Below are 14516 nucleotides of genomic sequence, written 5' to 3'. Positions count from 1 at the left end.
GGCGACCCTGAAGGTATGGATATCGATCGACAGAACACAGTCACAACCACTTTGCCCGGGGCGCCGCGCTGGTTACGGGCGGTCCTGATCATGGATCGGGCAGGCTCGTCCTGGTACATCGGACTCGGGTTCCTTTTCGCCCCGCTGTTGGTGGTGCTCGATCCGTGGCCTCCACTGGTCACCGCGGCCTGGATTGCCATCGGGGTGTTCGGCCTGTGGCTGGGCATCCTCGGCATCTTCATGGCGACCGGCCTGGCGCTGATCCTCAAGTCCGGCCAGACCGTTCCCGAGGAGTACTGGCGATCGATCTTCGAGGACTTGCCGCCCGCCCGGTGACCGGCGACTAATTCATCGGAAGAGGTTGCGCCCCGCGGGGTTCGAGCATCTTTGTCATCGTGTCCGACTCCGATTGCTGGACATTGACCATCTGCTGCGCGAGTTGCCGGACGAACTCTTCCTGGACGTGATCGCGCTCGGTGGCGAACTCCATCATCTCGGTCCCGCCCTGATGATGTCGCAACATCAACTGTAGGAAGTAGGTGTCCAATTCGGCGCCCTGCAGCGTGCGCAGCTTTGTCATCTCCTCGGTGGTCGCCATCCCCGGCATCGGGGGTGAACCGGGCGCCCTCGGCCCCATCGACATGCTCGACCCAGTGCTGCCCCCGTGACCGTGCCCGTCACTGTGACCCTGCATCCAGGCCATCGCCTCGTCGGGATTGTCGAGCGGATAGTCCCAGCGGGTCAGCCACGACTGCATCTGACCGATCTGGTTGGTCTGCGAGGTGAGGATGTCGTAGGCGAGCGACTGCACCTGGGGGTCGCTTCCGCCGTACAACTCGATGGTCGCCATCTCCACAGCCTGCTGGTGGTGACGGATCATGTCCTGCGCGAAGCCCACCGCAGCCGAGTCCTCGGCGGGCCTGTTGTTGTCGTCGCCTTCGAAACTGATGCGGAGCAACAGGCCGACAACCACACCGAGCAGCAGCATGGCGACAGCGCCGAGCACCAGCATCGCCGGTAACTGTCGGCGTTGTGCGCCAGAAGCGGGGGTTTGCTCGGCCTCAGTCGGTCCGGTTCCGGTGCCCGAGCCGGTCTCGGCCTGTTGGGGGGTGTTCGAGTCGGTGCCGGACTCCGAGTCGTCCATCAGCCCGCAGGTGTGGCCGGGACGGGCTGCGCCGGGGCGGGAGCGGTGGTCATCGGCTGTTCCGGTGCGACCAGTCCCTCCTCGGTGGCGGGGGTGGTGCCGGTGCCGTCCATGGGGATGGCGTCAGCGGGGATCGGGCCGACGTCCGCCGGCGGCGGGCTGTTCGGGTCGAACGCGCCGGGCGTCGCCGCGCAGGATGCCCCGATCTCGGGATACGCGGTGGCGTCGGGCTGACCGGGGTACACGCCGCTGTTCGAGTTCTGCCGCAGTGCCTCGATGAACTGGTCGACGCGTTCGTCGCCTGCGGAGTCGAGCTTGAGCTGATGGCCCCACGACTGCAGCGAGATCGGCGTGTCCAGGCCCGGGTACGGCGACATCAGCATGTACGGCTCGCCTTCGACCTTGTCCTGCAGGATGTCGAGGTCGCCGGGAGCGATGGTGTCCGGGTTGTAGGCGATCCACACCGCACCGTGTTCCAGCGCGTGGACGGCGTTCTCGGTCCGCAACTGATTCGGGTAGACGATGCCGGTACACGCGGCCCAGACCGCGTCGTGAGGTCCACCGAACGGAGGCGACTGGTCGTAGGCCACGCGCTGCGTCGGTTGCACGTGCTGACCGGCCGGGTAATAGATCTTGGTGACACCGTCGATCTTGTCCGAAGGGTCGGGATTGGACGCCGAAGGTGTGAACTTCGCGACTTCGCGCTGATCGAGATACTTGGGCACGAGGTACGCGGCCAGTCCGCCGACGAGTGCGATGATCACCACCACTGCGCCGATGGTCATCCACGGGATCTGCCGTCCGACGCCCCCCGCCTTCACCACGGGGACCTGCCCGGCCTTCTTCTTGCCGGACCTACCTGTGGTGGACGGTTTCTTGGGAATCTTGTTGCCCTTTTTATCGGCGTCGGCCATGGATCTCTTTCGGTGCAAAAACTGGGGTGAGCGAACGAGTGCGTGCCGGCATGTGAACCGGCGACCGACAGTGTACTTGTGCTCGTCGACGGCAATCGCTGTGCAGGGAGACGGCGATTGTCAATGATGAGGTGCGGGCCAATAGGATGGTGCATCGTGACCCCCGCCGACCTCGCGGTGCTGCTGCATGCCGCCACCTCAACCGTCCTCACCGACCACGGACTCGACCCGTCCGCGCTGCCGGAGAGTGTTGTCGTGGAACGGCCGCGCAATCCCGAGCACGGCGACTACGCCACCAACATCGCGCTGCAACTCGGTAAAAAGGTCGGCGTCAACCCGCGTGAGCTGGCCGGATGGCTTGCTGCCGAGCTCTCCAGCCGTCAGGGCATCGCCACCGCCGAGATCGCCGGACCCGGATTCGTGAACATCCGACTCGCCGCCGACGCGCAGAACGTGGTCGTCGCCGGAGTGATCGAACGTGGTGCGGCCTACGGGACCGGTACGACTCTCGACGGGCTCCGGGTGAACCTCGAGTTCGTCTCGGCCAACCCGACCGGTCCGATCCACCTCGGTGGCACGCGGTGGGCTGCCGTGGGCGACGCGCTGGGCCGGGTTCTCTCGGCCGAAGGTGCCGCGGTCACCCGCGAGTACTACTTCAACGACCACGGCGCACAGATCGACCGGTTCGCGCGGTCGCTGGTTGCCGCTGCACTCGGTGAACCCACTCCTGAGGACGGGTATGCCGGCGCCTACATCGGTGAGATCGCGGCGCAGGTGCTCGACACCGCGCCCGGTGCTCTGGACCTCCCGGAGGCAGAGCGGCTCGAGACATTCCGCGCCCGCGGCGTCGACCTCATGTTCGCGCAGATCAAGGCGAACCTGCACGAGTTCGGCACCGACTTCGACGTCTATACGCACGAGAACAAGATGTTCGAGAGCGGCCAGGTCGACAAGGCCATCGCCGAACTGAAGGCAAACGGCAACCTGTACGAGAACGACGGCGCCTGGTGGCTGCGGTCCACCGCGTTCGGTGACGACAAAGACCGCGTGGTCATCAAGAGTGACGGCGAGGCGGCGTACATCGCAGGCGACATCGCGTACTTCAAGGACAAGCGTGACCGCGGGTTCGATCTCTGTATCTACATGCTCGGCGCCGACCATCACGGTTACGTCGTCCGGCTCAAGGCTGCGGCCGCGGCGCTCGGGGACGACCCCGACCGCTTGGAGGTACTGATCGGGCAGATGGTCAATCTTGTCCGCGACGGGCAGCCGGTGCGGATGAGCAAGCGAGCGGGCACGGTCATCACCCTCGACGATCTGGTGGATGCTGTCGGTGTCGACGCCGCCCGCTACTCGCTCATCCGGTCGTCCGTGGACGTGAACATCGACATCGACCTCGACCTCCTCGTCAGCCAGTCGAACGAAAACCCGGTCTACTACGTGCAATACGCGCACGCCCGCCTCGCGGCGATCGGCCGCAATGCCGAGGCCCTGGGTCTCGCCGCGTCCACCGACCACCTCGAGATGCTGGTGGATCGGGCCGAGGGCGACCTGATCCGTACGTTGGGAGACTTCCCCGCAGTGGTCGCTGCAGCCGCGCAATTGCGTGAGCCGCACCGTGTCTGCCGGTATCTCGAGGCTTTGGCGAGCACGTATCACAAGTTCTATGACCGGTGCCGGGTCCTGCCTCAGGGCGACGAGGAACCCACCGATCTCCACGCCGCACGGTTGGCTCTGTGCGGCGCCACCCAGCAGGTCATCGCCAACGGTTTGGCGATGGTCGGCGTGAGCGCACCGGAGCGAATGTGAACGCACACCCCGCCGGACCACGGCACGCGGAGGTCGTGGCGGCACCGCATCTGGCCGAAAGGCCCAATTCTCCAGAGGAACTCGCGCAGTTGCCGGAGGCGATCTACCCGCAGGGCACCGGTCGCGATGAGAACGGTGTCGCGCAGATCGGCGGCATCGCGGTCACCGAGCTGGCCGAGAAATACGGCACCCCACTGTTTGTCATCAACGAAGAGGACTTCCGGGCGCGATGCGCCGAGATGGCGAAGGCGTTCGGATCGGCGCAGCACGTTCACTATGCGTCGAAGGCGTTCCTGTCCACCGAGGTCGCGCGTTGGGTGCACTCAGAGGGTCTCTCTCTCGATGTGTGTTCGGCCGGCGAGCTGACGGTGGCGTTGCGTGCGGGTTTCCCGGCCGATCGGATCGCCCTGCACGGCAACAACAAATCGCCGCACGAGCTCGAACTGGCGGTCACCTCGGGCGTCGAGCACGTGGTGCTCGACTCCATGATCGAGATCGAACGTCTCGATGAGATCGCCGGCCGGCTCGGGGTGGTCCAGGACGTCCTCATCCGCATCACCGTGGGTGTGGAGGCGCACACCCACGAGTTCATCTCCACCGCACACGAAGACCAGAAGTTCGGCTTCTCCCTGGCCGGTGGCACGGCGATGGACGCGGTCCGACGCGTCTTCGCCACCGACAACGTGCGACTTGTGGGTCTACACAGCCACATCGGTTCGCAGATCTTCGACGTGGGCGGTTTCGAGCTGGCCGCCCACCGGGTCCTGTCCTTGCTGCGGGACGTGGTCTCGGAGTTCGGCGTGGACAAGACCGCCCAACTCTCGATCCTGGATCTCGGTGGGGGACTTGGTATCTCATACCTGCCGTCCGACGACCCACCTCCGGTGCAGGAAGTCGCCGACAAACTCGCCGCCATCGTCGAACGTGAATCGGCCGCATTGGGCCTACCCACCCCGACCATCGCGGTGGAACCGGGCCGCGCGATCGCCGGTCCGGCCGGGGTCACGCTGTACACCGTCGGCACGGTCAAAGACGTCCAGCTCGGGCCCGGCGGTGCTCATCGCCGTTACGTGTCCGTCGACGGAGGCATGAGCGACAACATCCGTACCTCTCTGTACCAGGCCGAGTACGACGTCCGGCTGGCGTCGCGGGTCTCCACAGCGCGCGCGGTGGTCAGTCGAGTGGTCGGAAAGCATTGCGAGAGCGGCGACATTGTCATCCGCGACTGCTGGCTTCCCGACGATGTCGGCCCCGGGGACGTGCTGATGGTGGGTGCCACCGGCGCCTACTGCTACTCGATGTCGAGTCGCTACAACATGGTCACCCGACCCGCCGTGGTCGCCACGCGGGGAGGCGACGCGCGAGTGATCCTGCGTCGTGAAACTGTCGAAGATCTACTGAGCTTGGAGGTGAACGAGTGACGGACAGCCGAATCAACGACAACGGGGCCCGCGCCATCGGCGTTGCGGTACTCGGAATGGGAAATGTCGGTACCGAGGTGGTTCGCATCCTCACCGACAACGCCGCTGATCTGCAGGCACGGGTCGGCGCCCCATTGGAACTGCGCGGCGTCGCCGTCCGGAACCTGAATGTTCCTCGTGACGGGGTGGATCCGGCCCTGCTCACCGACAAACCCGAAGACCTCGTTGCCCGCGACGACGTCGACATCGTTGTCGAACTCATCGGCGGCATCGACCCGCCGCGGATGCTGATCCGCGAATCGCTGCAGAGCGGCAAGTCCGTGGTCACCGCCAACAAGGCGCTGCTCGCCGATTACACCGGCGAACTCGCGACTGCCGCAGCCGGGGCAAAGGTCGATCTGTACTTCGAGGCGGCTGTGGCCGGCGCCATCCCGGTGATCCGCCCGCTGATGCAGTCGCTGGCCGGTGACACCGTCAACCGTGTCGCCGGAATCGTCAACGGCACAACCAACTTCATCCTGTCCGCGATGGACGCCGACGGCAGTGACTACGAGGAGACGCTCGCCGAGGCAGGCCGACTCGGCTACGCCGAGGCCGACCCGACGGCCGATGTCGAGGGTTACGACGCGGCGGCGAAAGCAGCGATCCTGGCGTCGATCTCCTTCCACTCGAGGGTCACCGCGCTCAACGTCTACCGCGAGGGCATCTCCAAGATCACCGCTGCCGACCTCGTCTCGGCGCAGGCTCTCGACTGCACGGTGAAGCTGCTGTCGATTTGCGAGCGGATCGTCGGTGAGGATGGGCAGCAACGCATTTCGGCCCGCGTGTATCCGGCGCTGGTACCCCTCGAACATCCTCTGGCGTCAGTCAACGGCGCTTTCAACGCGGTGGTCGTCGAAGCCGAGAACGCCGGCCGGCTGATGTTCTACGGACAGGGTGCCGGTGGCGCACCCACCGCATCGGCGGTGTTGGGAGACCTGGTGATGGCTGCGCGCAACAAGGTGCACGGTGGTCGTGGCCCACTGGAGTCGACGTACGCGTCGCTGCCCATCGCCCCCATGGGTGACGTGCGGACCCGGTACTACGTGTCGATGCGGGTGGCCGACCGCGCCGGGGTGCTCGCAACAGTCGCCGGAGAGTTCTCCTCCCGGGGCATCAGCATCTCGACCGTTCGCCAGGAAGGCGCCGGCGACGACGCCCGGCTCGTGGTGGTCACCCATCGCGCACCTGATGCGGCATTGTCCGAAACCGTTGCGGCACTGGAGAAACTGGAGGCCGTCCTGAGCGTGTCCAGCGTTCTCCGACTGGAGGGAACCAATGAGTGAGTCTGTAGCCGTGCACCGCGCATGGCCGGGATTGATCGAGGCGTACCGCGACCGATTGCCTGTCAAGGACGACTGGAAGGTCGTCACCCTGCTCGAGGGTGGCACGCCGTTGATCGCCGCACCGCACCTGTCCGAGATCACCGGGTGCGAGGTGTACCTCAAGGTGGAGGGCCTCAACCCGACCGGCTCGTTCAAGGACCGCGGGATGACGATGGCCGTGAGCAACGCCGTCAACAACGGGAAGACCGCGGTGCTGTGTGCTTCCACCGGGAACACTTCGGCCTCGGCCGCCGCGTACGCAACCCGCGCGGGCATCACGTGCGCAGTCCTCATCCCCGAGGGCAAGATCGCAATGGGCAAACTCGCCCAGGCCGTGATGCACGGCGCGAAGATCATCCAGGTGCAGGGCAACTTCGACGACTGCCTCGAACTGGCTCGCAAGGCCACCGCCGAGTGGACCGAGATCGAGCTGGTCAATTCGGTGAATCCCGCCCGCATCGAAGGTCAGAAAACCGCCGCATTCGAGATCATGGATGTGCTCGGCAGGGCTCCTGACGTGCATGCGTTGCCGGTGGGGAACGCGGGCAACATCACCGCGTACTGGAAGGGCTACACCGAGTACCACCGCGACGGCGTTGTCGGGTCGACCCCTCGCATGCTCGGCGTGCAGGCGGCCGGCGCGGCCCCTCTGGTCACCGGCAAACCGGTCAAGGATCCCGAGACGATCGCCACCGCCATCCGGATCGGCTCACCCGCCAGCTGGAACCAGGCAGTGGCCGCCAAGGACGAATCGGGTGGTCAATTCCGGGCTGCCACCGACGAGAAACTGCTCGAGGCCTACCGGCTGATCGCAGGCCACGAAGGTGTATTCGTGGAGCCGGCGTCGGCGGCCAGTGTCGCCGGACTTCTTGCTGCCCGTGAAGAGGGCTGGGTGTCTGCAGGCGAGCTCGTCGTCTGCACCGTCACCGGCAACGGCCTCAAGGACCCCGACACCGCGCTGGCCGGCATCCCGCCGGTGGAGGCCATCCCGGTTGATCCGGTGGCTGTCGCACGCGCGCTGAATGTGGGCTGATGGGAACCGATCATGACGGTGTGGGCAACGCGGACTGATGAACCCTCTGGCGATGACTCGCACGTGGCTGGGCTCGGTCGCGAAGGTGTGGACGTGAATCCCGTTCTGCCTGCGGGGGTCCAGGCGCAAGCGCGCGTTCCCGCGTCGAGTGCCAATCTGGGTCCCGGGTTTGATTCTCTGGGTATCGCTCTGGGCATCTACGACGACATCTCCGTCACCGTCGGTGGCGATGCACTGCGCATCACCGTCAGCGGCGAAGGTGCCGAGGGAGTACCGCTCGACGAGCGACACCTGGTGGTCCGGGCGATCAATCGGGGGCTGGCGGCGGCCGGCGTCACGGCCCCGGGCCTGGACGTCAAGTGCCGCAACAGCATTCCCCATGCCCGTGGTCTGGGGTCGTCGGCCTCCGCAGTTGTCGGCGGGCTGGCGGTCGCCGCCGGCCTGGTCCGCGCCGCCGGCCTGGGAACACAACTGTCCACCGAGGCGTTGATCCAGCTGTCGTCGGAGTTCGAAGGCCATCCGGACAATGCTTCGGCGAGTGTGCTCGGTTCGGCCGTGGTCTCCTGGTCCGAACCCACCGCGGGTGTCCACACCTCGGACGTCGCGGGGGATTCACCGGCCCTCAATTACTTCGCAAGGTCGCTGGAGCTGCATCCAGATATCCGCGCCTACGCCATGATTCCGCAGGTCGAGTCGTCGACCGCGGTCACCCGTGGGTTGTTGCCGGACGCGGTGTCCCGGGCGGACGCGGTGTTCAATGTCAGCCGCGCGGCCCTGGCCGTGGTGGCGTTGACGGCCGAACCCCAGTTGCTGATGGCTGCGACCGAGGATCGACTGCACCAGGACTACAGGGCGCCGGTGATGCCTGCGACGGCAGCCCTGGTGCGATGGTTGCGCGAGCGGCGGGTACCGGCCACCGTGTCGGGCGCCGGGCCCACCGTGCTGGCGCTGACGGCGTCGGATCTACCGCCTCAGACCCGCGACAAGGCAGCTGAGCTGGGATTTGTTCTGCAGGAAGTAGAGATTGCGCCCGGAGTAGTCGTACACTGACGACGACGGGTGCAACTTTGATTGATTCGCAGTTTGTGAACACGCCGCATTCTGTGGGTGTTGCCCGAACTACTGATCGTGGTTAGCATGTACCCGTCCAGCCGCGGATGGTTTCACCCGAGCGTGCTTCTCATCGGATGTCGAATTCGAATCACAGCCCGCGGGCGCCAGTCCGTGAAATATAAAGCGCGGCAAACGACACACGCCTCATAAGACCGCTGAAAAACTAGCGGCACCTCTCACCTGGGCTCCGGGTGCGAGAACTTTGGCCCTCGCGAATCTACCGGCGGGGGAAGGAAAGGATATCCGTTGACGGATACGGACCTGATCACTGCACCGGGCTCGGAGAACACGCTCGACCTCGGTGGAGTTGACACTCCGAAAGCCGAACGTCGTCGTGGGACCGGGCTCTCGGGAATGGTTCTGACTGAACTTCGTGGCCTGGCGGGAGAGCTGGGCATCAAGGGCACGTCGGGGATGCGCAAGAGCGACCTGATCGCGGCCATCAAGGAACGCCAGAGCGGCGGGGCGTCCAGTGCACCTGCCACCAAGAGCAAGGCCGCCTCGAACAAGGCGCCCGCAGACAAGACCTCGTCAGGACCGGCGCCGTCGGAGGACGCGCCGACCGCCACTGCCGAGAAGCCGCAGGTCAAGGGCGCCTCCGCCCCTGCGGAACCCGCCGCCGCAGCAGCGACGAAGACCACCGAAACCACAAAGGCCGAACCCGAGCAGGCGGCCACCACGGCGCCTGCCGAGGAGAAGGCCGCACCGAAGACCGACGAGTCTTCCCAAGACGGTGACCAGGCCGACGGCAACGACCAGCGGCGACAGCGTCGTCGTGGTCGCGACGGTCAGGCCGCAGGTCGGGACAACCGCGAGGGTCAGGGCCGCGACAACCAGGGCAACGGCTCGAGCCGCGAGGGCCAGGGCCGCGACAACCGGAACCGCGACGACCAGGGCAACCGTTCGGAGCAGGGAAACCGCTCCGAGCAGGGCAACAGGAACCGTAACCGCAACGATCAGGGAAGTGGCCAGAACAGCGGCCCCCGTGACAACCGCGACAACGGTCCCCGTGACGACGACGAGGACGGCGACGGCCGCGGCGGTCGTCGGGGACGCCGTTTCCGTGAGCGTCGTCGGGGACGTGACCGCGGCGAAGGCGGCGGTGGCGGCAACGAGCGTGAGCCACAGATCTCGGACGACGACGTGTTGCAGCCGGTCGCGGGAATCCTCGATGTGCTGGACAACTATGCGTTCGTTCGTACGTCGGGCTACCTCGCCGGACCGAACGACGTCTATGTGTCGATGAACCTCATCCGCAAGAACGGGCTGCGTCGCGGTGACGCGATCACCGGTGCGGTCAAGGTTCCACGCGACGGTGAACAGTCGAATCAGCGCCAGAAGTTCAACCCCCTGGTGCGCCTGGACTCAGTGAACGGTGCTGACGTCGAGACCGCCAAGCGGCGGCCGGAGTTCAACAAGCTCACCCCGCTGTATCCGAACCAGCGACTGCGTCTGGAAACCACCAGCGACCGCATCTCCACCCGCGTCATCGACCTGGTCATGCCGATCGGCAAGGGACAACGTGCGCTGATCGTCTCGCCTCCGAAGGCCGGTAAGACGACCATCCTGCAGAACATCGCGAACGCGATCTCGATCAACAATCCAGAGTGCTACCTCATGGTGGTGCTGGTGGATGAGCGTCCCGAGGAAGTCACCGACATGCAGCGGTCGGTGAAGGGTGAGGTCATCGCCTCCACCTTCGACCGCCCGCCGTCAGACCACACCTCGGTGGCCGAGCTGGCCATCGAGCGGGCCAAGCGCCTGGTCGAAGACGGCAAAGACGTTGTGGTGCTGCTCGATTCGATCACCCGGCTGGGTCGCGCGTACAACAATGCGTCGCCGGCTTCGGGCCGAATCCTCTCCGGTGGTGTCGATTCCACGGCGCTGTACCCACCCAAGCGCTTCCTCGGTGCTGCCCGCAACATCGAGAACGGTGGCTCGCTCACCATCATCGCCTCGGCTCTGGTCGAGACCGGTTCCACCGGCGACACGGTGATCTTCGAGGAGTTCAAGGGAACCGGCAACGCCGAGCTCAAACTGGACCGCAAGATCTCCGAGCGCAGGGTGTTCCCGGCGGTCGACGTCAACATGTCCAGTACGCGTAAGGACGAGTTGCTGTTGTCGCCCGAAGAGTTCTCGATTGTGCACAAGCTGCGGCGCGTGCTTGCCGGCCTCGATTCGCAGCAGGCGATCGATCTCCTGGTGAGTCAGCTGAAGAAGACCAAGAGCAACATCGAGTTCCTCATGCAGGTCCAGAAGACCGCACCGGGAGCCATGGGCGACGACTAGTCGCCGGCTCGCAGCCACCGAACCCACCTGATCCCGTGGGCCCACCCGTCAAGGGCGGGCCGAACGGGATGGGTGGGTTCGTTCGTGGTGCCAGAGATCAGTTCTCCGGCAGGGTGCCGGGGCGTGGATCGAACGGTGGGGGATCGAGCTGATCGAATGCGCCGGACGCCGCGCACGTGGCCCCCGGTTCGGGGTAACCGGTCTCTTCGGGGGCTTCGGGGTATATGCCGCTCTGGGTGTTCTGTTTGGTCGCGGTGATGAATTGATCGATTCGTGGGTCGTCGGCATCGTCGACCTTGAGCTGATGTCCCCACGACTGCACCGACACCGGTCGGTCCAATCCGGGGTAGGGCGACAGAAGCGTGTAGTCGACTCCGTCGACGCGCTCGACGAGCGATTCCACGGCGTCGGCGTCGAGGTCTTCCGGGTTGTAGGTGAGCCAGACCGCTCCGTGTTCCAGTGAATGCACGGCGTTTTCCGAACGGATGCCCGCGTTGTAGACCACCCCGGTACAGGCGGCCCAGACCGCGTCGTGTCGGCCGCCGATGGGCGGGCTGAACGAGTAACGGACGCGATCGGTCGGAACCACGTGGAGAGCAGCGGGGTAGTACCTTTTCTCGACGCCTTCGATGTCGTCGGTGGGATCAGGATTGTCCGCTGATGGTCGGAAGCTCGACACCGATCCCGAGCCCGCCGATTCGGGGACGGGATCGCCGGAGCGCTTGGCCACACATCCTGTTGTCCCCAGGACCAGGATGGTCGCCGCCGTCGCAATAATTCTTGACCTGGTCATCACTGTGCCTGCCAGCCCTATGTCGATAAACCCGGAGTCGTGACGAGGGAACGCCCGACGACGTCGATGAAGTTCCACGTAGGTGGAATGTAGATGCCCGTTCGCGTGGAAGGAAAATCCCGGAATGAAAATCCCAGGAATGAAACTCCTTGTCGCGTCGTTCCAGTGACCGTGCCGCCAAGCATGGGCGCAGCGCCTTCTCCGAGATTTCAGCGATTGGGAGATGGCATCGCTGCTCTGGCATACTGAACGGTCGAGTCCGGTTCCGGTTCACACCTTCGATCCGCGAAGGTGACCCGGCGACCATTGAAAGGGACACCAGAATGAAGCAGGGAATCCACCCCCAGTACGTCGAGACCACTGTGGTCTGCGGCTGCGGGAACACCTTCACGACCCGCTCCACCAAGGACAACGGTCGTATCAACGTCGAGGTCTGCTCGCAGTGCCACCCGTTCTACACGGGCAAGCAGAAGATTCTCGACACCGGTGGCCGCGTCGCGCGCTTCGAGAAGCGCTACGGCAAGCGTCCGGCGAAGAAAGACGCTGCAGCCGAGAAATAGCTTGAAAGTCCGGCGTCTGGTCTGCCCTCGCGGCAGGCCAGGCGCCGTTTTCGTCGAATCACCCGGTTTGTGTCATCAGCCGCCGGTCACAACTTTTCTCGAGTAGGAACAGGTCATGAGCAGCCCCGAGCCGTCCGCGATCGACGACATTCTCGCCGAGCATGCAGGCTTGCAGTCGCAGCTCTCCGACCCTTCCCTGCACGATGACCCCGCTGCCGCGCGCCGCGTGGGCAAGCGATTCTCCGAGCTCGCGCCGATCATGGCCACGTACACCAAACTCCAAGCAGCACAGGATGATCTGCAGGCCGCACGTGAACTCGCCGCGGACGACCCGGCATTTGCGGCCGAGATACCCGAGCTGGAGAAGACCGCCGCCGATCTCGACGCCACCCTCACCGACCTGCTGTCGCCGCGCGATCCCCACGACGGCGACGACGTGGTGTTGGAGATCAAATCGGGTGCAGGCGGCGAGGAGTCCGCCCTGTTCGCCTCGGATCTGGCGCGGATGTACCTCAAGTACTGCGAACGGCACGGCTGGAAGGCCCAGACCCTCGGATTCACCGAGTCCGATCTCGGCGGGTACAAAGACGCCACCATCTCGATCAAGTCGAAAGGCGACGGTCCGGACGGTGTGTGGGCGCGATTGAAGTTCGAAGGTGGCGTACACCGTGTCCAGCGTGTGCCGGTCACGGAGTCGCAGGGGCGTATCCACACATCGGCTGCCGGCGTGCTCATCTACCCCGAACCCGACGAGGTCGAGCAGGTGCAGATCGACGATTCGGACCTCCGCATCGACGTGTACCGCAGCTCGGGCAAGGGCGGACAGGGCGTGAACACCACCGACTCCGCGGTACGGATCACCCACTTGCCCACCGGAATCGTCGTGACCTGCCAGAACGAACGATCGCAATTGCAGAACAAGGCCCGCGCGATGCAGGTCCTCGCTGCGCGCCTGCAGGCTGCGGCGGAGGAGGCAGCCAACTCGGAGGCGTCGGAAGGGCGTGCGGCGCAGGTGCGGACAGTCGATCGTTCTGAGCGGATCCGCACCTACAACTTCCCGGAGAATCGCATCACCGACCACCGGATCGGTTACAAGGCCAGCAACCTCGACGCCGTTCTCGCAGGCGACATGGACGCACTCCTCGACGCCCTCAGAGCCGCCGATCGCCAGGCCCGCCTCGAGGCGGAGTGAACGCGCGCGAACATCGCAGGGCGGCAGCGGCCGAACTGGCCGCCGCAGGTGTCCCCAGCCCGGACGTCGACGCAGCGCTCCTGCTGGCGCACGTGGCCGGCACATCCGTGGGCGGCCTCGTCACGGTCGACGAGCTGACGCAGGGGCAGGCGGACGCGTACCGCGCGATGATCGACCGGCGGCGCGCGCGTGAGCCCTTGCAGCACATCATCGGTCACGTCCAGTTCGGCATGGTCGATCTGGAGGTCGGCCCCGGGGTGTTCATACCCCGGATGGAAACCGAAGCGCTGCTGTCGTGGGCACTGGAGGCTATTGCCGACGTTGCCGAACCGGTGGTGGTCGATCTGTGCAGCGGAAGCGGTGCACTCGCGTTGTCCATCGCGGATGCTCGGCGCAACGCCGTGGTGCACGCCGTCGAGATCGCCGACGAGCCACTCCGATGGCTTCACCGGAACCTCTCGCGGATGCCCGATCAGGTTGCGGATCGGGTCGAGGTGCACCAGGGCGACGTTCGGGACCCGGCCGTTCTGCCCGGGATCAGAGCGGACGTTGTGGTCGCCAATCCGCCCTACATTCCCGAGACAGCCGAATTGCCGGTCGAGGTGATCGACCACGACCCACCACTGGCACTGTTCGGGGGAGTGGACGGGATGTCGGTCATAGGTCCGATGATCGAGACCGTCGCCCACCTCCTCGGGGCGGGTGGCAAAGTGGCCATCGAGCACGACGACAGCACGGGGCAAGCGGTGATCGAGGTGCTGACCACCGATGGCCGGTTCGATTCGATCGTCCAGAACCACGATCTGGCCGGACGGCCGCGTTTTGTCAGCGCCACCAGAACGACGACGTCCCGCCGCATCTGACCGGCGGGTACGTCGCGAGTG

Annotated in this window: 13 protein-coding genes; 10 read left to right on the top strand and 3 right to left on the bottom strand. The window is 65.5% G+C overall.

The window, feature by feature from the left end; all coding sequences use genetic code 11:
- Window positions 1–15 precede the first annotated feature (15 nt).
- Window positions 16–336, top strand: coding sequence for a hypothetical protein (locus KXR83_RS03530; RefSeq protein WP_437423624.1), 321 nt, complete (start codon window positions 16–18; stop codon window positions 334–336).
- 7 nt (window positions 337–343) lie between these two features.
- Here the strand turns inward: KXR83_RS03530 and KXR83_RS03525 are convergent, their stop codons facing one another.
- Entirely contained in the window at window positions 344–1144 is an 801-nt protein-coding gene (locus KXR83_RS03525; RefSeq protein WP_437423623.1) for a DUF305 domain-containing protein, read from the bottom strand.
- Window positions 1144–2058: a DUF3105 domain-containing protein gene (locus KXR83_RS03520; RefSeq protein ID WP_437423622.1), complete on the bottom strand. Its 915-nt coding sequence runs from the start codon at window positions 2056–2058 to the stop codon at window positions 1144–1146. The genes KXR83_RS03525 and KXR83_RS03520 overlap by 1 nt, the downstream gene beginning before the upstream one ends.
- 156 nt (window positions 2059–2214) lie before the next feature.
- Here KXR83_RS03520 and argS point away from each other — a divergent pair, with 156 nt between their 5' ends.
- The 6 genes from argS to rho all read left to right on the top strand — a co-directional run bounded on the left by argS (window position 2215) and on the right by rho (window position 11087).
- Window positions 2215–3867 (top strand): arginine--tRNA ligase, encoded by a 1653-nt coding sequence (gene argS, locus KXR83_RS03515; protein ID WP_437423621.1) that lies wholly within the window; start codon window positions 2215–2217, stop codon window positions 3865–3867.
- A complete protein-coding gene (lysA, locus tag KXR83_RS03510; RefSeq protein WP_437423620.1) occupies window positions 3864–5288 on the top strand; it encodes a diaminopimelate decarboxylase in 1425 nt (474 codons plus the stop codon). Before argS ends, lysA begins: the two co-directional genes overlap by 4 nt.
- Window positions 5285–6613 carry a homoserine dehydrogenase gene (locus KXR83_RS03505; protein ID WP_437423619.1) on the top strand — a complete coding sequence of 443 codons (1329 nt, stop codon included), beginning with the start codon at window positions 5285–5287 and terminating at the stop codon, window positions 6611–6613. The genes lysA and KXR83_RS03505 overlap by 4 nt, the downstream gene beginning before the upstream one ends.
- On the top strand, window positions 6606–7685 hold the full coding sequence (gene thrC / locus KXR83_RS03500) for a threonine synthase (protein ID WP_023957868.1): 1080 nt from the start codon (window positions 6606–6608) through the stop codon (window positions 7683–7685). The genes KXR83_RS03505 and thrC overlap by 8 nt, the downstream gene beginning before the upstream one ends.
- Window positions 7686–7778: 93 nt before the next feature.
- Window positions 7779–8735, top strand: a complete 957-nt coding sequence (gene thrB / locus KXR83_RS03495) for a homoserine kinase (RefSeq protein WP_437423618.1) — start codon at window positions 7779–7781, stop codon at window positions 8733–8735.
- Between the two features lie 309 nt (window positions 8736–9044).
- The gene (rho, locus tag KXR83_RS03490; RefSeq protein ID WP_437423617.1) at window positions 9045–11087 is read left to right on the top strand and encodes a transcription termination factor Rho; all 2043 of its coding nucleotides are present in this window, start codon (window positions 9045–9047) and stop codon (window positions 11085–11087) included.
- 97 nt (window positions 11088–11184) lie between these two features.
- Here the strand turns inward: rho and KXR83_RS03485 are convergent, their stop codons facing one another.
- The gene (locus tag KXR83_RS03485) at window positions 11185–11880 is read right to left on the bottom strand and encodes a DUF3105 domain-containing protein (protein WP_437423616.1); all 696 of its coding nucleotides are present in this window, start codon (window positions 11878–11880) and stop codon (window positions 11185–11187) included.
- 323 nt (window positions 11881–12203) lie between these two features.
- Here KXR83_RS03485 and rpmE point away from each other — a divergent pair, with 323 nt between their 5' ends.
- The 3 genes from rpmE to prmC all read left to right on the top strand — a co-directional run bounded on the left by rpmE (window position 12204) and on the right by prmC (window position 14495).
- Complete coding sequence (gene rpmE, locus KXR83_RS03480; RefSeq protein WP_062800230.1) at window positions 12204–12440, top strand: 50S ribosomal protein L31; 237 nt, start codon at window positions 12204–12206, stop codon at window positions 12438–12440.
- Between the two features lie 115 nt (window positions 12441–12555).
- On the top strand, window positions 12556–13632 hold the full coding sequence (gene prfA / locus KXR83_RS03475) for a peptide chain release factor 1 (protein ID WP_437423615.1): 1077 nt from the start codon (window positions 12556–12558) through the stop codon (window positions 13630–13632).
- Complete coding sequence (gene prmC / locus KXR83_RS03470) at window positions 13629–14495, top strand: peptide chain release factor N(5)-glutamine methyltransferase (protein ID WP_437423614.1); 867 nt, start codon at window positions 13629–13631, stop codon at window positions 14493–14495. Before prfA ends, prmC begins: the two co-directional genes overlap by 4 nt.
- Window positions 14496–14516: the final 21 nt, after the last annotated feature.

Source organism: Williamsia muralis (assembly GCF_051487485.1).
Classification (GTDB): Bacteria; Actinomycetota; Actinomycetes; order Mycobacteriales; family Mycobacteriaceae; genus Williamsia; species Williamsia muralis_B.
The sequence above is the reverse complement of the archived record's forward strand: the minus strand, read 5'-3'. Positions and strand labels throughout refer to the sequence as shown.